We start from the raw sequence: 21,436 nt of genomic DNA on the forward strand, positions 1-21,436 counted from the left end.
CGGGCGGCGGTGAAGGGCTCAGGCTACGACCGCGACGCGCTCGACCCGGAGGGCGACGGTCGTGATCGCCAGCCCGATCAGGGCGAGCACAGCACCGACCCACGCGGGTGCCGTGAAGCCCCAGCCGACGGCGATCACGACACCGCCGAGGAACGCACCGAGGCTGTTGCCGATGTTGAGCGCAGAGTGGTTCAACGCGGCCGCGATGGACTGGTTGTCACCGGCGACGTCCATCAGCCTGGTCTGGATGGCTGGGCTCAACACCGACGAGACCAGCCCGACCGCGAACGCGAGCAGCGCGAGCAGGATGATCTGGAAGGACAGCAGCGCCAGCATCCCGAGCACGATCGCGAGGCCGGCCATCCCCAGCCGCAGCGTCAGGCGCAGATCGCGGTCTGCCAGATATCCGCCCAGCAGGTTGCCGACCGTCATGCCCAGCCCGACGATCACCAGCACGATGGGCACCGCCCATTCGGGAGAGCCGGCGACCTCGGTGACGAGCGGTGCGACGTAGCTGTACACCGCGAAGAATCCGCCGAAGCCGATCGCTCCGATACCGAGCGTGAGCCAGACCTGCCCGATACGGAACACGCCGAGTTCCGAGCGCAGCGTGCGACCGGCATCACCCGGATGCTTCGGGACGAACTTCGCGATGCAGACGGTGGCCAGCGCGAACACGACGGTCACGACCATGAATGCGCTCCGCCACCCCCACTGCTGTCCGAGGTAGGTGCCCAGCGGCACGCCCACCACGTTCGCGATGGTGAGGCCGGTGAGGATGAACGCGACGCCCTTGGCGCGCTTGCCCGGTCCGAGCACATCGGCGGCGACGAGCGCGCCGATGCCGAAATACGCCCCGTGTGGCAGCCCGGCGAGCAGGCGCGAGGCGCCGACGAGTCCGAAGCTCGGCAGTACGACGGTGAGTGCGTTGAACACGGTCAGCGCGAGCGCGAGACCGATCATGACACGGTGACGGGGGAACCGCGCGACCAGGCCGGCGATCGTCGGTGCACCGATCACGACGCCGAGCGCGTACAGCGAGATGAGCACGCCGGACTGTGCGATGGCGTCTTCGTGGCTGGTCTGCCAGAGGTCGGGCAACAGGTCCTGTGCGATCTGCGGCAGCAGGCCCATCATGACGAACTCGGTCATGCCGATTCCGAATGAGCCGATGGCGAGGGAGAGGAGCGCCCACTTCGCCGCACCCCTCGAATTCTTCGAGGGATTCACCCGTCCATGCTACTGGTCGCCGGACTCCTCGATCGCCGCCTCGAGTCGGTCGATCTTGGCGTCGAGCTCTCCGCTGTACCCGGGTCGGATGTCGGCCTTCAGCACGAGCGAGACGCGTGACCCGAACGGCATCACGGCCTCGGTGGCGCGCTTGACGACATCCATCACGGTGTCCCAGTCCGGTCCCTCGATCTCGGTGAACATGCTGGTCGTGCGATGTGGGAGCCCGGACTCGCGGACGACCTTGACGGCGGCTGCGACCGCATCGTGCACGGATCCGTCGGTGTTCCCGGAGCCGCCGGGGGCGACGGAGAAGGCGATGAGCATGAGGATTCCTCTCGTTCAGTGGTCAGGTTCGGATGGACTTGCGCGTCGTCGGCACCCGCACCATGGCGCGCACCCCGATGACGAACAGCGCGATCAGCAGCAGATTGCGTGCGGTGAGCAGGAGCACGGGTACGAGCTCCGCATGCAGCAGCCCGTCGTACGTCAACGGGTAGATCAGGCATGTCAGTGCGCACAGTACGAGCACCACACCCGCCGGCAGGCCCGATCTCGTGCGGTCGAAGATGATCCAGAGGATCACCGGGGCGATCAGCCAGGTCTGGAACTGCGGCGAGCCGACCTTGTTCGTCACGATGAGCACGGCGACGAGCGTGAGAGCGAGCGGCGGGAAGAGCCGCGGGAACGACGCCCCTCGGGTGGCTTTGACGACTCCGACCACGATCAGCGCCGCGACGGCGACCACCATGATCGGCGTCAGCACGCCCGCCAGCACACTCACGCCGGGCGCCCCGATCTGGAAGGTGAGGATCTCGAAGCTGTAGTCGATGGATGCTGCGCCGAAATGCGCCAGCCACATGAACGGCGTCGCGGCGACCGATTCGATCTGCACCCCGCGCCCGGTCTGCTCCGTGAGGAACCCGAGCAGGTGCCGGTCGGCGCCGACGAGGAAGAGTACGAGCACGATCGCCGCGCACGCCCCGACCGCGGCCAGCAGAATCCGGATGCGTCCCCGCGCGGCGACCACCGCGGCCAGCACGAGCGCGCCCGGCCAGATCTTGATCCATGCCGCGACCGTGAGCAGCGTCGTCGCGACGACAGGGCACTTGATCAGCCAGAGCCCGCCGATCACCGCGAGCGCCACGGTCACGGCGTCGATCCGGTAGATGCCGATCGGTCCGAGCAACAGCAGCGCAGCGGTCCAGAACCATCCGGCGGAACGCCGAGCGGCCGTGCCGCGTCTGCCCACGAGCACGCCGAAGGCGACAGCATCCACTGCCGTCACCATCACCGCCCAGCCGATCAGGTAGGCGCCAGAGGTGCCGACGAATCCGATCAGTGGCCACGCCAGCAGCTTCGTCAGCAGCATCGGCAGCAGTGCCAGCTGCGGGTACACCCACGGCTCCGTGATCCCCACGATCGCGCCGCCGGACACCGCGGCGGTCGACCAGGGCTCGTAGACGAGGACCACATCGCCCATCGGCTGAGTCGGGTACACCCATCCCAACCACGCGACCAGCACATGGACGGCGAGGAAAGCGGCCCACAGGAGGGTCGTGCGCGGCCTCACGACAGCAGGTCTTCGATGGCTGCCGGCAGGGCTTCGGCCACATCGAGCGCGACGATCGGATGGCCATGAGCCCCCGCGGACGACCCCGACGCGAGAGTTGCGGCGCGCCCGTGCAGCCATGCCGCCGATGCCGCGACCTCCGCAACGGAGGCGTCCGGCGCAGCCGCGAGGAGTGCACCGAGCACGCCGGCGAGCACGTCCCCCGCACCCGCCGTCGCCAGCCAGGCGGGGGCGGATGCCACCGAGAGCACGCGGGCACCGTCGGATGCTGCGACCAGCGTCGTCGCGCCCTTCAGCAGGACAGCACGACCGAGGGCGTGCGCCGCCTCGGCGGCATCGACGACGCGATCGCCCGTTCCCTCCGGCGGCAGGCCCAGCAGCTCCCGCAGCCGCGCGAATTCGCCGGCGTGCGGGGTGACGACGAGCGGAGCCGAGGCCATCGGCGCGAGATCCAGCGCCCCCGCATCGACGACGACCGGGACGGAGCCGCTCAGGATGTCGCGCAGTGCGCGCTCCTCGTCCGGCGAGCGGTCCGCGGCATCCGTGCCGGATCCGATGACCCAGGCACCCACACGAGTGCGTCCGATGTCCGGTGCGGCGACGGTCTCGGGTCGGCGGGCGATCACGGCATCCGCTGCGCGTTCCTCGCCGACGAAGCGGACGTATCCTGCGCCAGCGCGCCAGGCGGCTTCCACACCCAGCACGGCCGCACCGGGATACGCGTTCGAACCGGTGCGCAGCGCGACGACGCCGCGCGAGTACTTGTCATCGCCCTGGCCCGGAACGCGCAGCAGGCGCGCGGTGTCGGCGCTGCACCATTCGCGGACGTCGACCATGCTTCCACGCTAGCGCGCCTCGTGCTCCCCAGCGGCACTACGGTCGAAGAGTGAGTCACCTCTTCTCCCCTCTCAGCATCCGCTCCGTCACGTTCCCGAATCGCCTCTGGGTGTCGCCGATGTGCATGTACAGCGCCGTCGACGGTGTGGTCCAGGAGTGGCACCACACGCATCTGACCCAGTTCGCCTCAGGAGGCGCCGGCCTCGTCGTCGCCGAGGCGACCAGCGTCGTCCCCGAGGGGCGCATCTCGCCGCGTGACACCGGCATCTGGAACGATGAGCAGCGTGACGCCTGGGCGCCGATCGTCAAGGCGATCCATGATCGCGGCGGGCTCGCCGGTATCCAGCTCGCGCATGCCGGACGCAAGGCATCGACCTGGTGGCCGTGGGCCGAACAGCACGGATCGGTGCCTGAAGCCGATGGCGGCTGGACGACAACGGCTCCGTCCGCAGTGGCGTTCGAAGGATTCGCGGCGCCGACCGCGCTGGACGACGCCGGCATCGAGCGGGTCGTCGAAAGATTCCGCACCGCGGCGCGGCGTGCGCTGGATGCCGGGTTCGATGCCCTCGAAGTGCACGGCGCCCATGGCTACCTGTTGCATCAGTTTCTCTCGCCGCTGTCGAACCTGCGCACGGACGAGTACGGCGGACCGCTCGAGAATCGCGCACGCCTGCTGCTGCGCGTCGTGGATGCTGTGCGCGAGGTCGCTGGCGACGCGGTGCCGCTGTTCGTGCGGATCTCCGCCACCGACCACGCCGAGGGCGGCTTCACGCCGGACGAAGCGGCAGTGGCCGCCGGCTGGGCGATCGAGCACGGCGCCGACCTCATCGACGTCTCCAGCGGCGGGCTCGTCGCACATCAGCGGATCGACGTGCACCCGGGTTACCAGGTGCCATTGGCCGAGACCGTCCGCCAGGGCGGGCGGATCCCGGTCTCGGCTGTCGGACTCATCATCGCCGCAGAGCAGGCGGAGCGGGTGCTCGCCGACGGCGCGGCCGACGCCATCTTCGCCGGTCGGGAGTGGCTGCGCGACCCGCACTTCGGTCTGCGGGCCGCGCACGAGCTCGACGACACGGTCACATGGCAGCCGCAGTACCTGCGGGCGCGCTGGCGCTGAGCGCTCGGCTCGAGGTCGGGTTCAGCGTCCGTGCACGCGACGAGTCGCGTCCTGCACCTCTCCGACCAGCTCCTCCAGGATGTCCTCCAGGAACAGCACTGCAGTGGTCTCGCCCTGCGCATTGCGGACCTTGGCGAGGTGGCGACCGGCACGACGCATGACCGCGAGAGCGTCTTCCAGATCGGTGTCCTCCTGCACCGGCACCATGTGATGGATGCGCTTCGAGGGGATGGGCACCGCCGTCGTGGTTGCGGCATCCGCCCCTTCCGAGGCCCGGAGGATGTCCTTGAGATGCACATATCCCAAGGGTGCGCGCGCCTGATCGACGATCACGTAACGCGAGAATCCGTAGCGGGCGACGGCCTTCTCGATATCGTCCGGGGTGGACGTCTCCGGCAGCGTCACCAGGTCGCTCAGTGCCACGGCGACGTCGCGCGCCTTCTTGTCCGTGAACTCGACCGCCTTCGACACAGTGCCTGACGCGTCTGTCAGCACGCCTTCGCGACGCGACTGATTGACGATCGTGGCGACCTCGTCGATCGTGAAGGTCGATGCCGCTTCGTTCTTCGGCTCCACGCGGAACAGGCGCAGCACGCCGTTGGCTGCGGCGTTGAGCACCCAGATCACCGGGTGGAAGATCTTCGAGATCCACACCAGCGGCGGCGCGAGGATCAGCACTGCGCGATCGGGCAACGAGAACGCGAGGTTCTTCGGCACCATCTCGCCGAAGACCACGTGCAAGTACGACACGATCAGCAGTGCGACGACGAACGCGACGACGTCGACGACGGCATCCGCCCACCCGAAGGCGTGCATCGGGATTCCGAGCAGGTGGTGGATCGCGGGCTCGGAGACATTCAGGATCAGCAGCGAGCAGATCGTGATCCCGAGCTGCGATGTCGCGAGCATGAGGGTCGCGTGCTCCATGGCGTAGAGCGCGGTCTTGGCGGAGCGCGAGCCCTGTTCGGCGCGCGGTTCGATCTGCGAGCGGCGGGCCGAGATCACCGCGAACTCGGCGCCGACGAAGAAGGCGTTCGCGACGAGCAGGATCACGAGCCAGACGATTCCCATCCAATCGCTCATCGCGTCACCTCCTCACTCGCGACATCGACCGGCACCGGCGTGTACCGGATGCGGTCGACACGGCGCCCGTCCATGCGGACGACCTGCAGTACACCGGAGTCCAAGGTGACCTCGTCACCGTTCACGGGCACGCGTTCCAGAACGCTCATGACATAACCGCCGACGGTGTCGTACACGTCTCCCTCAGGCACCAGGACGCCGGTGCGACTTCGAAGTTCATCCGGGCGGAGCTCGCCAGGGAAGGTGATGGAGTCTCGGCCGCGGACGACGCCGGCGCGACTGCGATCGTGCTCGTCTGACACCTCGCCGACGATCTCCTCCACCAGGTCCTCCAGCGTGACGATGCCGGCGGTGCCGCCGTACTCGTCGACGACGATCGCGAGCTGGTATCCCTTCGCGCGGAGCTCCGAGATCAGCACATCGAGGTGAACGGTCTCGGGAACGCGCAGCGGCTCGGTCGCGAGCGCACCGACCGGAACCTCGCTGCGACGCTCACGGGGCACGGAGACCGCAGCCTTCAGGTGCACGACACCCGTGATGTCGTCGAGGTCGTCGTCATAGACGGGAAAGCGACTGTGGCCGGTGCGGCGAGCGAGCTGGATGACGTCCTCTGCGGAGTCGCCGGCGGCGATCGCGTGCATGCTCGGCCGCGGCGTCATCACGTCGTCGGCGGAGAGCCGCGAGAAGGTGAGAGTGCGATCGAGCAGGCTGGCGGTGTCGGCCTCGAGCACGCCGGCGCTGGCCGACCGGCGAACGAGCGACGAGAGTTCTTCGGCCGTACGCGCGCCGGAGAGTTCCTCCTTGGGCTCGACTCCCATCGAGCGCAGGATGCCGTTGGCACTGCCGTTGAGCAGCACGATGGCGGGCTTGAACACCGTGGTGAACGCCACCTGGAACGGCACCACGAGCTTCGCCGTCGCGCGTGGCAGTGCGAGCGCGAAGTTCTTGGGCACCAGTTCACCGAGGATCATGGAGAGCACAGTCGCGATGAACATGGCGACCACGGTGGCGATCGGGCGCACAGCGCCCTCAGCGATCCCCCATCCGGTCAGTACCGGACTCAGCAGGTTCGACAGCGCCGGTTCCATCGTGTAACCGGTGAGCAGCGTGGTCAGCGTGATGCCGAGCTGCGCGGACGACAGGTGCGTCGAGGTGTGCCGCAGAGCACCGATCGTGATCGCGAGCCGTGTCTCGCCTCGGGCCTGACGAGCCTCGAGTTCGGCTCGGTCCAGGTTCACGAGTGCGAACTCGCTGGCGACGAACAGTCCCGTTCCCACCGTGAGCAGAAGCCCCACGCCCAACATGATGTAATCCATCAGCAGTTCCCCTCCTGAGGAAGCAGGGGCGGACAGTGGGGCGATGTACTACAACTGGGAGGGTCGTCCATGGTGCAACGATTCTACAGATTCTCGGCAGTGTCGAAGCTGTGCGCCCGACTATTTCTGACGGGGCTGCATCGATTGCGCGCCTACCAGCTGACCGGCAGCGCCTTGCCCTCTTCGTAGCCGGCGGCGGACTGGCGTCCGACCAGGGCGCGGTCGTGGAACTCCGGCACCGTCGCCGCGCCCGCGTACGTGAACGATGACCGAACGCCCGACGTGATCATGTCGAGCAGGTCCTCCAGTCCCGGCCGCAGGGGGTCGAGGTAGATCTTCGATGACGAGATGCCCTCGGCGAACAGCTCTTTGCGCGCACGCTCGTACGCATCGAGCCGTCCGAACCGCGCCTGCACGGCCTTGGTCGACGCCATGCCCCACGACTCCTTGTAGATGCGCCCATCGGCGTCGGTCTGCAGCTGACCTGGCGCCTCGATCGTCCCGGCGAACCAGGAGCCGATCATCACGGATGCCGCGCCGGCGGCGAGCGCGAGCGCGACGTCGCGCGGGTAGCGCACTCCCCCGTCCGCCCACACGTGGGCGCCCAGTTCGTGCGCGGCCTGGGCCGTCTCGAGCACGGCGGAGAACTGCGGGCGTCCGACCGCCGTCATCATGCGCGTGGTGCACATGGCGCCAGGGCCGACCCCGACCTTGAGTATCGACGCTCCGGCATCCACGAGGTCGTTCGCGCCGTCTGCGGTGACGATGTTGCCCGCGACCAGCGGGATGCCGAGGTTCAGAGCCGCGACCGTCGTCAGAGCGCGCAGCATCCCCTCCTGATGACCGTGCGCGGTGTCGAGGACGAGCACATCGACACCGGCTGCAGCGAGCGCCTTGGCTTTGGCGGCCACATCGCCGTTGATACCGATCGCGGCGCCCACCGCCAGACGCCCGTCCGCATCGACCGCTGGCGTGTACAGCGTCGAGCGCAGTGCACTGCGTGCGCTCAGTGTGCCGATCAGATGGCCGTGACGCTGGATCGTGACGAGCTCGGCGCCCGTCGCGGTGATGACGTCGAAGGCCGCGCGTCCGCTCGTGACGTCTTCAGCATCCAGTGCCGGGGTGCCCGCGTGCACGAGATCTCCCAGCTGCGCATCCGGAAGCGCCGTCGCGAGCCTGGTGGCCGGAAGGATGCCGCGCACTGCTGATGCCTCGACCACGGAGCCTGCGACGCCTTCAGCGACCACGATGCCGTGACCCGCCGTGGCGGGCATCAGATAGAGCGCTTCCGCAACGGTCGCCGAGGGCGGAAGCACGAGCGGCGTGTCCCACGCGACCGGTTGGCGCTTCACATCGCGGATGGCGGCATCCAGATCCTGCAGCGGCATGTCCTGCGGGAGGATCCCCAGACCGCCGCGCCGAGCGAGCACTGCGGCGAGCCTGGGGCCTGTGACCGAGTTCATGTTCGATGCGACCAGGGGGATCGTCGCCGGTGTGCCGTCCCGTGGGGTCAGATCGACCTCGAGCCTGCTGGTGATTTCAGAGCGACGTGGCACCAGGAAGACATCCGAATAGGTGAGATCCACGGCAGGTTGCTCGCTGACGAACTTCATACCCCCACGGTAGCTTCACAGGGTCGGATCGGGCAGCCGCACTCGCGTATCCGTGCACGAGAACACGTTAGGCTAGAGGGTAGAGCGCGCTGACCCGGGGGCCTCCCGTTTCGCGCGTGGACAAAAGCTTCAGCGATGAAAGAGGGCGATAGCGCGTGGCGAACCAGGTGGCCGGCGTCGGGAGTTCAGACGACGGAGATTTCGGAGCCAACTCGTGGCTCGTCGACGAACTCTACGAACAGTTCAAGATCGATCGCAACTCCGTCGACAAGGAGTGGTGGCCGATCCTGGAGACCTACAAGCCGGATGCTGCGTCCCCACCAGCCGCGACGGCGCCTGCACCGCCCTCCGGCGCAGCGTCCGCTGCAGCCGCCGAGCATCCAGTGACCGCGCCGATCCCGGTGATCGGCTCGCAGCCCGTCGCCCGCACCACGGCGAAGCCCGCCGCCCCGGCGCCGATCCCCGCCCAGGCGCCGAAGCCGGAGGCCAAGACCGCCGAGGAGACGGCCGACGAGGACAAGGCCACTCCGCTTCGCGGCATGTCCAAGACTCTCGCCGCGAACATGGACCAGTCGCTGACGGTTCCGACCGCGACCAGCGTGCGCACCATCCCGGCGAAGCTGATGATCGACAACCGCATCGTCATCAACAACCACATGTCGCGCTCGCGCGGCGGCAAGATCAGCTTCACGCACCTCATCGGCTGGGCCCTGATCCAGACGCTGAAGGAGTTCCCGAGCCAGAACGTGTTCTACGCCGAGATCGACGGCAAGCCGTCCGTCGTCGCCCCGGCTCATGTGAACCTCGGCATCGCGATCGATCTTCCCAAGCCCGACGGCACCCGCGCCCTCATGGTGCCGAGCATCAAGCGCGCCGACACCCTGACATTCACCGAGTACCTGTCCGCGTACGAAGACCTCGTCACCCGTGCGCGCGCCAACAAGCTCACCGCCGCCGACTTCGCAGGCACCACTGTCTCGCTGACCAACCCCGGCGGCATCGGCACCGTGCACTCCGTGCCGCGGCTCATGAAGGGCCAGGGCTGCATCATCGGCGCCGGCGCGCTCGAGTACCCTGCCGAGTTCCAGGGCGCGAGTTCGAAGACGCTCGCCGAGCTCGGCATCGGAAAGACCATCACGCTCACCAGCACCTACGACCACCGCGTCATCCAGGGTGCCGGTTCCGGCGAGTTCCTCAAGAAGACGCATGAGCTGCTCCTCGGCGAACGCGGATTCTACGACGACATCTTCGCGGCGCTGCGCATCCCGTACGCGCCGATCCGCTGGAACGCCGACATCGCGGTCGACCTCGCCGAGCGGGTCGACAAGCAGTCCAGGGTGCAGGAGCTGATCAACTCCTACCGTGTCCGCGGACACCTGATGGCCGACATCGATCCGCTGCAGTACGTGCAGCGTTCGCACCACGACCTCGAGATCGAGAGCCACGGCCTCACGTTCTGGGATCTCGACCGGGAATTCGTCACCGGCGGCTTCGGCGGCAAGCGCGTCATGAAGCTGCGCGACATCCTCGGTGTGCTGCGCGACTCGTACTGCCGCACACTCGGCATCGAGTACATGCACATCCAGGATCCTGAACAGCGTCGCTGGTTCCAGGAGCAGGTCGAGGTCAAGTACCAGAAGCCGGGCCACGACGAGCAGCTGCGGGTGCTCCGCAAGCTCAACGAGGCCGAGGCGTTCGAGACGTTCCTGCAGACCAAGTTCGTGGGTCAGAAGCGCTTCTCGCTCGAGGGCGGCGAATCGCTGATCCCGCTGCTCGACGAGATTCTCCAGGGTGCCGCCGCAGGCGGTCTCGAGGGCGCCGCGATCGGGATGGCCCACCGCGGCCGGCTGAACGTGCTCACCAACATCGCCGGCAAGACGTACGGACAGGTGTTCCGCGAGTTCGAGGGTCTTCAGGCCACGGGCAACAAGCGCGGCTCCGGTGACGTGAAGTACCACCTCGGAACTCAGGGCACGTTCATCGCCGACGACAAGTCGGAGTTGCCGGTGTACCTCGCGGCGAACCCCTCGCATCTCGAGACCGTCGATGGCGTGCTCGAGGGCATCGTGCGCGCCAAGCAGGACCGCAAGCCGATCGGCACGTTCTCGTGGCTGCCGATCCTCGTGCACGGTGACGCGGCCTTCGCCGGCCAGGGCGTCGTGGTAGAGACGCTGCAGATGGCGCAACTGCGCGGTTACCGCACGGGTGGCACGATCCACGTCGTCGTCAACAACCAGGTCGGCTTCACCACGACGCCGACGGATGCTCGTACCTCGGTGTATGCGACCGACGTCGCCAAGACGACTCAGGCGCCGATCTTCCACGTCAACGGCGATGACCCCGAGTCGGTCATCCACGTCGCACAGCTCGCCTTCGAATACCGTGAGCGCTTCCACCGCGACGTCGTGATCGATCTCGTCTGCTACCGCCGTCGCGGCCACAACGAGGGTGACGATCCCTCGATGACGCAGCCGCTCATGACCGACCTCATCCAGGAGAAGCGCTCGGTGCGCAAGCTCTACACCGAGGCTCTGGTCGGCCGCGGTGACATCACAGAGGAAGAATACGACCAGGCCAAGGACGACTTCCAACGTCGTCTCGAGGTCGCGTTCGCCGAGACGCATGCGGCGGAGACCGGCGCTACGCCGATCGCTCCGGATCTCGTCCCCGTCGACGAGATCACCGGCGAACCCGATGTGACCGGCGTCTCCGCCGAGGTGGTCAGTCTCATCGGAGAGGCGTTCGCCAACAAGCCGGAGGGCTTCACCGTGCACCCGAAGATCCAGCAGCTGCTGGACAAGCGGGTCGAGATGACGCGCAGCGGCAACATCGACTGGGGCTTCGGCGAGCTGCTCGCGTTCGGCTCGCTGCTCGTCGAGGGCACCCCGGTGCGTCTCGCGGGTCAGGACTCCAGGCGCGGTACCTTCGTGCAGCGTCACGCCGTCATGCACGATCGCGCGAACGGCCAGGAGTGGTTGCCGCTTGCGAATCTCTCCGAGAACCAGGGGCGTTTCTTCGTCTACGACTCCCTGCTGAGCGAATACGCCGCGATGGCGTACGAGTACGGCTACTCGGTCGAGGCGCCTGAGGCTCTCGTGCTGTGGGAGGCGCAGTTCGGCGATTTCGCGAACACGGCGCAGGCTGTCATCGACGAGTACATCTCCTCAGCCGAGCAGAAGTGGGGCCAGCAGTCCAGTGTCACGCTGCTGCTGCCGCACGGCTACGAGGGCCAGGGACCGGATCACTCGTCCGCACGCATCGAGCGCTTCCTGCAGCTGTGCGCGCAGGACAACATGACCGTCGCCCGTCCGTCGACTCCTGCCTCGCACTTCCACCTGCTGCGGCGCCAGGCCTACGCCCGTCCGCGCCGCCCTCTGATCGTTTTCACACCGAAGGCGATGCTGCGTCTTCGCGGTGCGACCAGCAAGGTCGAGGACTTCACCCAGGGACGCTTCGAACCGCTGATCGACGACCACCGCGAGTTGGACCGCGAGAGCGTGAAGCGCATTCTCGTGCACTCCGGCAAGGTGCACTGGGATCTTCGCAGCGAGCTCGACAAGAACCCTAACCCCGAGATCGCGCTGGTACGGCTCGAGCAGTTGTACCCGACGCCGATCGACGAGCTCAAGGCGATCACGAACACCTACCCCAACGCCGAACTGGTGTGGGTTCAGGAAGAGCCGGAGAACCAGGGAGCGTGGCCGTTCCTCGCGCTCGCGTTCGACGCAGTGCGCGAGCGCGGTTTCCGCGTCGTCTCGCGCGCAGCCTCGGCATCACCCGCGGCCGGATCCTCCAAGGTGCACGCCGCAGAGCAGGCCGACCTGCTCAAGCGTGCCCTGACCCTCTGACGCCAGGGTTCCCGCTGCTCAGTACCAGATACCGAGCAGCGGGACCTCTGCGGCGCGGAATGCGTCGTCGACGGATGCTGCGACTTCCGCAGTAATGCTCAGCAGGCCTGCGGCCCGAAGCTGCACGGCACTCACTCCCCCGGCGTAGAGCGCTGACAGCGTCGCCACGTCGAGGACCACGTCGGCGGCGGCATCGTCCGCGGACGTGACGGTCGCGTGCCCGCCGTCTGCGGTGAGCCGCCAGGAGCCGGCGGCGAAGCCGAGCGAGTCGGCCACGCGGAACACCAGATCGATCGGCGCGCGGTACGTACGCGCGGAGAGCGCTGCGGGAACGTCGAGGATGCGCAGCCAGCCGTGATCATGCACGACGACTTCCACGCCACGGCGGTCGGCGACGAGCCACGGCAGAGGGTCATCGATCGGGCGGAGATCGACGCTCACCTTGTCGACCAGGTCATGCTGCAGCGCGAAGCCCCAGAGCGCGGTGAGCGCATCGGAGGTCACGGCGGAGAGGTGGAAGATCGTCATCTCCGAACGGAAGACGCCGGGGATCTCGGCGAGCTTGTACGCCATCACGCCCCGCACCGCACCGCTCTCGTCGAGATAGCGGACGCCGCGCACCGCCGCGGCGGACGGATGATCCGGCGTCAACCCCGCCGCCCTCTCCCAGCGCAGATTCCACCCCGCGATCTGGCCGGAACGCCGGGTACGCTCCACCTCGTGCAGCGTCGAGAGGTGATCTCTCAACGTCTCCTTGTCGATGTACTCCACCCGGCCGGCGGGTGTGGTGGCGCTCCAACCGGCGCGACGGGTGTCGACGGTGATCCGCGCCACCGGGATGGCCGGAGCGAACCCGTAGCGGCCGTAGATCGTCGCCTCGGACGCGGTGAGCCCGGCGATCGGGACACCGGCGTATGCCGCGGTTCGCAGCTCGCCCTCGAGCAGAGCACGCGCGATGCCGCGCCGCCGGTGAGTGCCGGAGACCGTCACGGAGCTGATCGCCCACATGTCGACCTCGCCACCCGGGACGGTGAGCGGCGTGATCCATGAGTTCACCGTCGCCACAGGCAGAGTGCTCGCCTCGGCGCCGGCCTCGAACACGCCGATGTTGCGACGGTCCTTCAGGGCGGCGGTCGTCGACGCAACAGCCTCGGCGGTGGGCTCGGAGTCGAGGAAACCCCGCGCATCGGCACGGAAGAACGCCTCGGCCTCGGCCGGCGACGACATGTCGATCATCCGGTACGTGAGGTGCTGGCCGCCCAGCCGCTCGACGGACGTGGGGTCGGCTGGGATGCTGCGCGCGTCGGTCATCCCTCCACCCTAAAGGCAGCCGCCGACTCCGCGTCAGAGCGAGGACTCAGTGCGCGGCGACCTGCGCGGCGCGCAGCTTGGCGAGCACCAGATCGCGCAGCTCCTCCGGAGCCGTCTCCTTGCATGCACGCGCCACGACCTCGGTGAGGGTGCTGGCGACGAGAGCCTCGCCCTGGCAGGACGGGCAGTTCTCGATGTGCTCGCGGATCTGGGTGTGCTCAGTCTTGCACACCTCGTTGCGGAGGTACTCCTCCAGATCCTGACGGGCCTTGTCGCAGCCGCAGTCGCTCATTTCTTGCTCCTCGTACCAGCCGCGGCGATTCCTCGCTCAGCGGCATAATCGGACAGCAACTCGCGCAGCATTCGCCTGCCACGGTGCAGGCGGCTCATCACGGTGCCGATGGGGGTCTTCATGATGTCGGCGATCTCCTGGTACGCGAATCCCTCCACGTCAGCCAGGTACACCGCCAGTCGGAAGTCCTCCGGGACCTCCTGCAGGGCATCCTTCACGACGGATGCCGGCATGCGATCGATCGCCTCAGCCTCAGCCGAACGGCTGTGCGACGCGGTGGTCGATTCCGCACCGCCCATCTGCCAGTCCTCGAGCTCGTCGATCGTGCCCTGGAACGGCTCGCGCTGCTTCTTGCGATAGATGTTGATGTACGTGTTCGTGAGAATGCGGTACAGCCAGGCCTTCAGATTGGTGCCCTGTGTGAAAGAGGCCCACGACGCGAAGGCCTTCACGAAGGTCTCCTGCACCAGGTCAGCGGCGTCGGCGGGGTTGCGCGTCATGCGCATAGCCGCCGCATACAGCTGATCCATGAAGGGGATCGCCTGTTCCTCGAACTCGCGCCGAGCGTCGCCGACCGTGTCGGCGGGTGCCATGTCATCCATCACGGGCCAGTCTAGGCCGGTGATGTCCGTGATCCCGCTTTCCAGCGTTGCGAGCATACGTTCTCCTTCTCGGCGCGTGCCCCGCCGTTCACTAAGGTGGAACCGATGAGCGACACTCGGTATTCCACCTCCCCTGCCAGGGGCGCCTACAGTGCGCCCGTAGCCGCCGGTGCTGCGCACTCGACGCTGACCATTCCGGGGTCGAAGTCGCTCACCAACCGCGAACTGATCATCGCCGCGATCGCAGACGGCCCCGGTCGCCTGACTGCGCCGCTGCATTCGGACGACTCCCGGCGCATGGTCGACGCGCTGCGCTCGCTGGGCGTCAGCATCGAGGAGATCGAGGGCGAAGGCGAGTTCGGGCCGGATCTGCTCGTGACCCCAGGGCATCTGCGCGGCGGCGGCACGGTCGACTGCGGCCAGGCGGGCACCGTCATGCGCTTCATCGCGCCGATCGCCGGCCTCGCCGGCGAGGACGTCCATCTCACCGCGCATGAGACCGCGCTGCACCGCCCCATGGGCGCGATGATCACCGCACTTCGCGACCTCGGAGTCGATATCGACGACGAAGGCACCTGGTCTCTCCCGTTCACCATTCGCGGTCATGGCCGCATCCGCGGGGGTCGGATCGAGATCGACGCCTCCGCATCGAGTCAGTTCGTCTCCGGCCTGCTGCTGGCCGCTCCTCGATTCGATGTCGGCCTGCACCTCGTGCACACCGGCGAGCACCTGCCGAGCCTTCCGCACATCGACATGACCATCGAGTCCCTGAGCCGCCGCGGCATCCGCATCGAGCGTCCCGCCGCCGGGGAATGGCTCGTCGAGGCGGGCGTCCCGCGGGCGAAGGAGATCGCGATCGAGCCGGATCTCTCCAATGCGGCTCCGTTCCTCGCCGCGGCGATGGTGACCGGCGGTGAGGTCTCGGTCACCGGCTGGCCGCTGCATTCCACTCAGCCCGGTGCGCTGCTGCCCGACATCCTGCAGGCGATGGGTGCGCACGTCGGCCGCCACAGCGGCACGATGACCGTGCGCGCCGGCGACGGCATCCGCGGCCTCGATCTCGACCTCTCCGCGGCCAGCGAGCTGTCCCCCACCATCGTCGGACTCGCTGCTTTCGCGGACGGCCCGACGACGATCCGCGGGATCGGACACATCCGCATGCACGAGACCGACCGCATCGCGGCGCTGATCGGCAACCTCACCGCGCTGGGCGGCGAGGTGGAGGAACTGTCGGACGGCCTGCGGATCATCCCGCGGCCGCTGCACGGCGGAATCTGGTCCTCTCACCACGACCACCGCATCGCGACGACGGGCGCTCTGGTCGGACTGCGCGTGCCCGACGTTCAGATCGACGACATCGGCACGACGGCGAAGACCCTTCCGGAGTTCACGCAACTCTGGGAACGGATGCTGGGAGGCACCTCCGCGTGAGCTGGCTCGACCCTGACGACGACCTCGACGGCGACTTCGAGGACTTCGACGAGAGCAGCATCCGGATGCGGCCCAATCCCAAGGCGAACCGTCCGCGCACCAAACGCCGTCCTGCCCACGACGACGCGCAGATCGGTCGAGTGCTCGGTGTCGACCGTGGACGCTACAGCGTGATGCTCGATGAGGGCACCGATGACGAGCGCACGATCACCACCACGCGAGCCAGGGAGCTGCGGCGCATGCCCGTCGTCACCGGCGATCAGGCACGCGTGGTGGGCGACACATCGGGCGATGAGGGCACCCTGGCGCGCATCGTGGGGATCGTCGAGCGCTCGTCGCTCCTGCGTCGCAGCGCCGACGACACCGACCAGGTGGAGCGCGTGATCGTGGCCAACGCCGATCAGATGCTGATCGTCGTCGCCGCTGCCGATCCTGAGCCGCGTGCCCGCCTGGTCGATCGATACCTCGTGGCGGCGCTGGATGCCGGCGTCCGTCCGCTCCTCGTCGTCACCAAGACCGATCTCGCCGACCCTGCGCAGTTCCTGTCGCACTTCGACGGACTCGACCTGCGTGTGTTCACGAGCGCACAGGAGGAGATGCCGACTGACGAGATCGGCGCGGCGCTGATCGGGCACTCGACCGTGTTCGTCGGCCACTCCGGCGTCGGCAAGTCGACTCTCGTGAACGCGCTCGTCCCGTCCGCCGGACGCGCGACGGGACATGTGAACCAGGTGACGGGCCGTGGACGCCACACCTCCTCATCGACGGTCTCGCTGCGCTACGTGAGTCCCGGGGGCACCGGATGGGTGATCGACACGCCGGGCGTGCGCTCCTTCGGCCTGGGACATGTCGACCCGGCGAACATCCTCGCGTCGTTCACCGAGCTCGCCGAGATCGCCGAGAACTGCCCTCGAGGATGCACCCACCTGACCGATGCGCCCGACTGCGCGTTGATCGAGGCCGCCGAGCGCGGCGAACTCAGTCCGGCGACCCTCTCGCGCCTGGACTCGCTGCAGCGTCTTCTGCAGACGTTCGCCGACAAGGCAGAGGCCAGTTCCGGGTCATCGCCTCGGTAGGCTGGAGGGCGTGACTGTGCGCCTCGAATCCGGTACCTCTGCCCCCGACTTCACCCTCCTCGATCAGGACGGTGCGACGCTCTCCCTGGCCGACCTCCGCGGCCAGAAGACGATCCTCTACTTCTACCCTGCGGCGATGACGCCCGGCTGCACGACCCAGGCGTGTGACTTCAGGGACAGCATCGCGTCCCTGCAGGGCGCCGGTTACCGCGTCGTCGGCATCTCGCGCGACGAGCCTTCGAAGCTGAAGGAGTTCCGCGATCGCGACGGCCTCACCTTCACCCTCCTGAGCGATCCAGACCATGCGGTGCACTCCGCCTACGGCGTGTGGGGCGAGAAGATGAACTACGGCAAGGTCATCGAGGGAGTGATCCGCTCGACCTTCGTGCTCGACGAGGACGGCACGATCACGCAGGCGCTGTACAACGTCAAGGCCACCGGCCACGTCGCACGGCTGCGCAGGATGCTCGGCGTCGACGCCTGAGCGTCAGTCGTCCGCCGAATCGTCCACCGGTTCGATGCTCTCGCTGCGCGCGCTCGCGATGAGCAGCACGAATCCCACGACCGCCGGCAATCCGACCCCGAGCACGAACGTCCACAGCACCGGCTGAACGGTCAGCGACGCCAGTGCGAGCGCTGCAGCGAGCACCTGGAGCACGACGCCGCCGGAGCGGGCCCATGTGCGTCCTCGGAGGGTGCCGACCGCGAATGCGAACAGGGCGCCTGCGCCGATCAGCGTGAGCACGATGAGCGCGATCGCAGTGGGAAGCGATGCGGCGTCTCCGGCGCCGAGTCCGAAGAGTTCGACCAGGGCGACGACGGTGAGCGCCGCTCCCTCGAGCGCGAGCACTGCTGCGGCGGCGGCCGCCAGACGGGGTGAACGCAAAGTGTCTCCTGGGAAATCAGATTTGTAGGCACAAAATCCTTGATTTCGGGCCCGAGCTGTAACACAATGTTAACAGTCATGTGCTCCCACAGCGGCGTGGGGCGAGCAACCGCTCGCATCACTACGGGTCGACGACACCCCGATTTCGCCGCCCATCACCGAGCCATCGCCCTGCGACCGCTCACGAGAATCCACACCGAGGAGCCCCCATGGACTGGCGCGACAAAGCCGCCTGCCTGACTGTCGACCCTGAGCTGTTCTTCCCCGTGGGGAACACCGGGCCGGCCGTCGATCAGATCGAGAAGGCGAAAACCGTCTGCGCCACCTGCACGGTGACCGAGGTCTGCCTGCAGTACGCACTGGAGACGAGCCAGGACTCCGGAGTGTGGGGCGGTCTCTCCGAAGACGAGCGCCGCGCCCTCAAGCGCCGCGCTGCGCGCGCCCGCCGCGCCTCCTGAGTCGAGAGGTACCAGGCGGCCTGGGTTTCGACCCTGGCTGCTTCGAGTGCCCCGCTCAACCTTGAGTTGACCCGCGTCAGATCCGCTTCGCGGACGAGACCCGGGTCAACTCAATGCTTCAACCAGCGCATCGGGATGTCGATCAGCACGTCCGTGCCCTCGCCGTCGGCACCGCGCCACTCGATGCTGCCGCCCAGCTCTCCCTGGATGAGCGTGCGGATGATCTGCGTGCCGAGGCCCTGACCGATCCGCCCCTCCGGGAGGCCGTGACCGGTGTCGTGGACCGACACGTGCAGCTTCTCGTCGGTGCGAACGGCGTCGATCGTCACCATGCCCTCCTTGCCGGCGAGGCCGTGCTCGACGGCGTTCGTGACGACCTCGGTGAGGGCCAGTGCGAGAGGCGTGGCGTACTCGCTGGGCAGGACGCCGAAATGTCCGGTCGACATGGTGCGAGCACGCGTGTTGGGTGCGGCGGCGACCTCGGCGACGAGTTTGAGCACCCGGTGGAAGACCTCATCGAAGTCGACGGTCTGCGTCAGTCCCTGCGCCAGTGTGTCGTGCACGACGGCGATGGCATCCACCCGCCTCATCGCCTGCGTGAGCGCGTCACGCGCTTCATCCGAATGCGTGCGGCGCGCCTGGATGCGCAGCAGCGAGGCCACGGTCTGCAGATTGTTCTTGACGCGGTGGTGGATCTCGCGGATCGTCGCGTCCTTGGTGATCAGCTCCTGCTCCTGGTGGCGCAGCTCGCTCACATCGCGGCACAGGATGATCGCGCCCACACGGGTGCCGTGATCCTTCAGCGGGATGGCACGCAGGGAGACGGTCACGCCGCGCGCCTCGATGTCGGTGCGCCATGGCGCACGTCCGGTGACGACGACGGGGAGAGACTCGTCGACCTGTCTGGTCGAGGGCAGGATGCGCGTGGTCACCTCGGCAAGCGACTCCCCCTCGAGCTCGTCATCGAAGCCCATCCGGTTGAACGCCGAGAGAGCATTGGGGCTCGCGAACGTGGTGATCCCGTCGACATCGATGCGGATGAGGCCGTCCGACGCGCGGGGAGCGCCCCGCCGCGGCGATGTGGGGGCGGTCGGATCGGGGAACTCGCTCGACGAGATCATCCGGAAGAGGTCGTCGGCGCATTCGTCGAACGTGATCTGCTGCCGTGACGGTGTGCGGGTCTCGCCCAGGTTGCTGTGCCGCGTGAGCACGCCGATCACCGGCGGCCGGTTGCCGTCCTTGCCGCGCTCGCGAACGATCGGCACGGCGCGAAGCCGCGTGGGCGTCTCCTCGAACCAGTCGGGCGAAGAGGAATCGACGATCTGGCCGGAGTCGAAGGCACCCCGCACCTGGGTGCGCCACTGCTGCCTGACACCCTCCCCGACGATGTCGCGGTAGAACAGGGTTGCGGCTCCGCTCGGACGCGCGTGGGCGACCGCGACGAACGATCCGTCGTTCGTGGCGACCCAGATCACGATGTCGGCAGAGGCGAGGTCGGCGAGCAACTGCCCGTCGCTCGCGAGTCGATGGAGCCATTCGACATCATTGTCGTTCAAGCAGCCCTGGGCATGGACGAGATCACTGAGGGTGGACACCACACAAGCCTAATGGCGCGCGCCCGGCCACTCAGAGCACGGCGACCGGCAGCTCAGAGCACGGCGAACGATGTGGCGCGCCAGCGCCGGTCAAGACCTTCCAGCCGGATGGCCACGGCCCGCGTGCGCCCTGGCCCCGCAACCACGACGACAGCCTCCACCACGCCGTCGGCTGGCACCGTCTCTCGGATGGAGAGCACTTCGAACACCGGTCTGACGGGAGGGACTCCACGTGCGCTGCGCGCCCGTGCGGAGAGGTTCGCTCTCGCGCCGAGTCTTCGAAACGCCTCTTCGCTGAACCAGCGTGCGAGCTGGTCGATCTCTCGAACGCCGGCGAACACCTCGAGCACTCCCTGTGTGAGGCTCCGCAGCAGTTGCGTCGGATTCGGCAGATCTGCTCCCGGAGTCGGCTGCGGGGCGAAGTACTCGTGAAGCGTCATCGTATTCACTTTCGGTCTCGATGCGTGCCAGTAGACCACGTCCTGCAACCCTCGCGCCAGACCCGAAACGCAAGTTGTGGATAACTCCCGCGGCATCCGCATGCTCTCCCCTACGCTCGTTCGCGTGCACTGGGATCGTCTGTTCGAAGACCTCGAAGGTCAGCTGGCCGCCGAATGGGAGGCCGAGCGCGCTGTGCTCGATGCGGAGTCGGAGCGGCTGCGCATCGCGAGACTCGGCCTGCGCACACGCCTGCGCAGATTCGAGCACGATGCCGCGCTGGTCGGTCTGCGACTGGCCGACGGGGAACGCCGATCCGTGCGCGTGCGCGTCGTCGGGGCGGATTGGATCGCCGCCCAGCCCTCCGACGTCGGCGGCGCTCTGATCGTGCCGCTCAGCGCGATCACCGGTGTCGAGACCACGCATGGCGCGCTGCTGGCGACGCTGGAGGACGCAGTGCTTCCGACCGATGAGCTGCGGGGGCGGATGACGCTGGGTTTCCTGATGCGAGACCTCGCCCGACGGCGCACGCCGTTGCACGTCGCGTTGCGCGACGGCGAACGTCTGCACGGGACCGTGGACCGCGCGGGCGCCGACCATCTCGATCTCGCCGTCCACGACGCAGGCCAGGCACGACGCGCCGACGCCGTGCGGGCGTTCCGCATCGTCCCGTTCGACGCGCTGGTGTCGGCGCGAATGGACGGCGCGGTGTTCTGAAGGAAGCGGGGCC

Annotated in this window: 20 protein-coding genes; 7 read left to right on the forward strand and 13 right to left on the reverse strand. The window is 67.8% G+C overall.

The window, feature by feature from the left end; all coding sequences use genetic code 11:
* Positions 1–18: 18 nt before the first annotated feature.
* From IEV67_RS06755 to IEV67_RS06770, 4 genes are read right to left on the reverse strand one after another with little or no spacing between them, the layout of a single operon-like run.
* Complete coding sequence (locus IEV67_RS06755; protein WP_188435839.1) at positions 19–1,230, reverse strand: MFS transporter; 1,212 nt, start codon at positions 1,228–1,230, stop codon at positions 19–21.
* A gap of 9 nt (positions 1,231–1,239) precedes the next feature.
* Positions 1,240–1,557: a thiamine-binding protein gene (locus IEV67_RS06760; RefSeq protein WP_188435840.1), complete on the reverse strand. Its 318-nt coding sequence runs from the start codon at positions 1,555–1,557 to the stop codon at positions 1,240–1,242.
* Between the two features lie 22 nt (positions 1,558–1,579).
* Positions 1,580–2,803, reverse strand: coding sequence for a hypothetical protein (locus IEV67_RS06765; protein ID WP_188435841.1), 1,224 nt, complete (start codon positions 2,801–2,803; stop codon positions 1,580–1,582).
* Positions 2,800–3,639 carry an ADP-dependent NAD(P)H-hydrate dehydratase gene (locus IEV67_RS06770; protein ID WP_188435842.1) on the reverse strand — a complete coding sequence of 280 codons (840 nt, stop codon included), beginning with the start codon at positions 3,637–3,639 and terminating at the stop codon, positions 2,800–2,802. The genes IEV67_RS06765 and IEV67_RS06770 overlap by 4 nt, the downstream gene beginning before the upstream one ends.
* A 50-nt stretch (positions 3,640–3,689) precedes the next feature.
* Between IEV67_RS06770 and IEV67_RS06775 the strand changes: the two genes are divergently transcribed.
* Positions 3,690–4,757 (forward strand): NADH:flavin oxidoreductase/NADH oxidase, encoded by a 1,068-nt coding sequence (locus IEV67_RS06775; protein ID WP_188435843.1) that lies wholly within the window; start codon positions 3,690–3,692, stop codon positions 4,755–4,757.
* Positions 4,758–4,778: 21 nt separating this feature from the next.
* Here IEV67_RS06775 and IEV67_RS06780 read toward each other — a convergent pair whose 3' ends face one another.
* From IEV67_RS06780 to guaB1, 3 genes are all read right to left on the reverse strand, one after another.
* Complete coding sequence (locus IEV67_RS06780) at positions 4,779–5,840, reverse strand: hemolysin family protein (RefSeq protein WP_188435844.1); 1,062 nt, start codon at positions 5,838–5,840, stop codon at positions 4,779–4,781.
* Positions 5,837–7,156 carry a hemolysin family protein gene (locus IEV67_RS06785; RefSeq protein WP_188435845.1) on the reverse strand — a complete coding sequence of 440 codons (1,320 nt, stop codon included), beginning with the start codon at positions 7,154–7,156 and terminating at the stop codon, positions 5,837–5,839. Before IEV67_RS06785 ends, IEV67_RS06780 begins: the two co-directional genes overlap by 4 nt.
* A 152-nt stretch (positions 7,157–7,308) precedes the next feature.
* On the reverse strand, positions 7,309–8,769 hold the full coding sequence (gene guaB1 / locus IEV67_RS06790) for a GMP reductase (RefSeq protein ID WP_188435846.1): 1,461 nt from the start codon (positions 8,767–8,769) through the stop codon (positions 7,309–7,311).
* A 155-nt stretch (positions 8,770–8,924) separates the two neighbouring features.
* Here guaB1 and IEV67_RS06795 point away from each other — a divergent pair, with 155 nt between their 5' ends.
* Positions 8,925–12,617 (forward strand): multifunctional oxoglutarate decarboxylase/oxoglutarate dehydrogenase thiamine pyrophosphate-binding subunit/dihydrolipoyllysine-residue succinyltransferase subunit, encoded by a 3,693-nt coding sequence (locus IEV67_RS06795; protein WP_188435847.1) that lies wholly within the window; start codon positions 8,925–8,927, stop codon positions 12,615–12,617.
* 18 nt (positions 12,618–12,635) lie between these two features.
* Here the strand turns inward: IEV67_RS06795 and IEV67_RS06800 are convergent, their stop codons facing one another.
* Genes IEV67_RS06800 through IEV67_RS06810 form a run of 3 tightly spaced genes read right to left on the reverse strand, consistent with a single transcriptional unit; the run spans position 12,636 to position 14,879 of the window.
* Positions 12,636–13,928 (reverse strand): GNAT family N-acetyltransferase, encoded by a 1,293-nt coding sequence (locus tag IEV67_RS06800; protein ID WP_188435848.1) that lies wholly within the window; start codon positions 13,926–13,928, stop codon positions 12,636–12,638.
* A 46-nt stretch (positions 13,929–13,974) separates the two neighbouring features.
* Positions 13,975–14,220 carry a zf-HC2 domain-containing protein gene (locus IEV67_RS06805; RefSeq protein ID WP_033104707.1) on the reverse strand — a complete coding sequence of 82 codons (246 nt, stop codon included), beginning with the start codon at positions 14,218–14,220 and terminating at the stop codon, positions 13,975–13,977.
* The gene (locus IEV67_RS06810; RefSeq protein WP_188435849.1) at positions 14,217–14,879 is read right to left on the reverse strand and encodes a sigma-70 family RNA polymerase sigma factor; all 663 of its coding nucleotides are present in this window, start codon (positions 14,877–14,879) and stop codon (positions 14,217–14,219) included. The genes IEV67_RS06805 and IEV67_RS06810 overlap by 4 nt, the downstream gene beginning before the upstream one ends.
* A 48-nt stretch (positions 14,880–14,927) precedes the next feature.
* Between IEV67_RS06810 and aroA the strand changes: the two genes are divergently transcribed.
* Genes aroA through bcp form a run of 3 tightly spaced genes read left to right on the forward strand, consistent with a single transcriptional unit; the run spans position 14,928 to position 17,813 of the window.
* The gene (gene aroA, locus IEV67_RS06815) at positions 14,928–16,253 is read left to right on the forward strand and encodes a 3-phosphoshikimate 1-carboxyvinyltransferase (RefSeq protein ID WP_188435850.1); all 1,326 of its coding nucleotides are present in this window, start codon (positions 14,928–14,930) and stop codon (positions 16,251–16,253) included.
* Positions 16,250–17,329: a ribosome small subunit-dependent GTPase A gene (rsgA, locus tag IEV67_RS06820; protein ID WP_188435851.1), complete on the forward strand. Its 1,080-nt coding sequence runs from the start codon at positions 16,250–16,252 to the stop codon at positions 17,327–17,329. Before aroA ends, rsgA begins: the two co-directional genes overlap by 4 nt.
* A 10-nt stretch (positions 17,330–17,339) precedes the next feature.
* Positions 17,340–17,813 carry a thioredoxin-dependent thiol peroxidase gene (gene bcp, locus IEV67_RS06825; protein WP_188435852.1) on the forward strand — a complete coding sequence of 158 codons (474 nt, stop codon included), beginning with the start codon at positions 17,340–17,342 and terminating at the stop codon, positions 17,811–17,813.
* 3 nt (positions 17,814–17,816) lie between these two features.
* On the opposite strand, the gene IEV67_RS06830 is transcribed toward bcp, so the two are convergent.
* The gene (locus tag IEV67_RS06830; RefSeq protein WP_188435853.1) at positions 17,817–18,215 is read right to left on the reverse strand and encodes a hypothetical protein; all 399 of its coding nucleotides are present in this window, start codon (positions 18,213–18,215) and stop codon (positions 17,817–17,819) included.
* 209 nt (positions 18,216–18,424) lie between these two features.
* Between IEV67_RS06830 and IEV67_RS06835 the strand changes: the two genes are divergently transcribed.
* Entirely contained in the window at positions 18,425–18,673 is a 249-nt protein-coding gene (locus IEV67_RS06835) for a WhiB family transcriptional regulator (RefSeq protein WP_033104713.1), read from the forward strand.
* A gap of 110 nt (positions 18,674–18,783) precedes the next feature.
* Here IEV67_RS06835 and IEV67_RS06840 read toward each other — a convergent pair whose 3' ends face one another.
* Together IEV67_RS06840 and IEV67_RS06845 are read right to left on the reverse strand one after the other, a co-directional pair.
* Entirely contained in the window at positions 18,784–20,268 is a 1,485-nt protein-coding gene (locus tag IEV67_RS06840) for a sensor histidine kinase (RefSeq protein ID WP_188435854.1), read from the reverse strand.
* A 53-nt stretch (positions 20,269–20,321) separates the two neighbouring features.
* Positions 20,322–20,708 (reverse strand): Rv3235 family protein, encoded by a 387-nt coding sequence (locus tag IEV67_RS06845; RefSeq protein WP_188435855.1) that lies wholly within the window; start codon positions 20,706–20,708, stop codon positions 20,322–20,324.
* Between the two features lie 124 nt (positions 20,709–20,832).
* Here IEV67_RS06845 and IEV67_RS06850 point away from each other — a divergent pair, with 124 nt between their 5' ends.
* Positions 20,833–21,423: a hypothetical protein gene (locus IEV67_RS06850; RefSeq protein WP_188435856.1), complete on the forward strand. Its 591-nt coding sequence runs from the start codon at positions 20,833–20,835 to the stop codon at positions 21,421–21,423.
* Positions 21,424–21,436 lie beyond the last annotated feature (13 nt).

This window comes from Microbacterium murale, assembly GCF_014635185.1.
GTDB classification, from domain to species: Bacteria; Actinomycetota; Actinomycetes; order Actinomycetales; family Microbacteriaceae; genus Microbacterium; species Microbacterium murale.

Excerpts from the sequence above, each read along its gene's own strand:
- guaB1 (WP_188435846.1), bottom strand. The coding sequence starts at position 8,769 with ATGAAGTTCGTCAGCGAGCAACCTGCCGTGGATCTCACCTATTCGGAT.
- IEV67_RS06780 (WP_188435844.1), bottom strand. The coding sequence starts at position 5,840 with ATGAGCGATTGGATGGGAATCGTCTGGCTCGTGATCCTGCTCGTCGCG.
- IEV67_RS06810 (WP_188435849.1), bottom strand. The coding sequence starts at position 14,879 with ATGCTCGCAACGCTGGAAAGCGGGATCACGGACATCACCGGCCTAGAC.
- aroA (WP_188435850.1), top strand. The coding sequence starts at position 14,928 with ATGAGCGACACTCGGTATTCCACCTCCCCTGCCAGGGGCGCCTACAGT.
- IEV67_RS06760 (WP_188435840.1), bottom strand. The coding sequence starts at position 1,557 with ATGCTCATCGCCTTCTCCGTCGCCCCCGGCGGCTCCGGGAACACCGAC.
- IEV67_RS06805 (WP_033104707.1), bottom strand. The coding sequence starts at position 14,220 with ATGAGCGACTGCGGCTGCGACAAGGCCCGTCAGGATCTGGAGGAGTAC.
- IEV67_RS06835 (WP_033104713.1), top strand. The coding sequence starts at position 18,425 with ATGGACTGGCGCGACAAAGCCGCCTGCCTGACTGTCGACCCTGAGCTG.
- IEV67_RS06785 (WP_188435845.1), bottom strand. The coding sequence starts at position 7,156 with ATGGATTACATCATGTTGGGCGTGGGGCTTCTGCTCACGGTGGGAACG.
- IEV67_RS06845 (WP_188435855.1), bottom strand. The coding sequence starts at position 20,708 with ATGACGCTTCACGAGTACTTCGCCCCGCAGCCGACTCCGGGAGCAGAT.
- IEV67_RS06800 (WP_188435848.1), bottom strand. The coding sequence starts at position 13,928 with ATGACCGACGCGCGCAGCATCCCAGCCGACCCCACGTCCGTCGAGCGG.
- IEV67_RS06770 (WP_188435842.1), bottom strand. The coding sequence starts at position 3,639 with ATGGTCGACGTCCGCGAATGGTGCAGCGCCGACACCGCGCGCCTGCTG.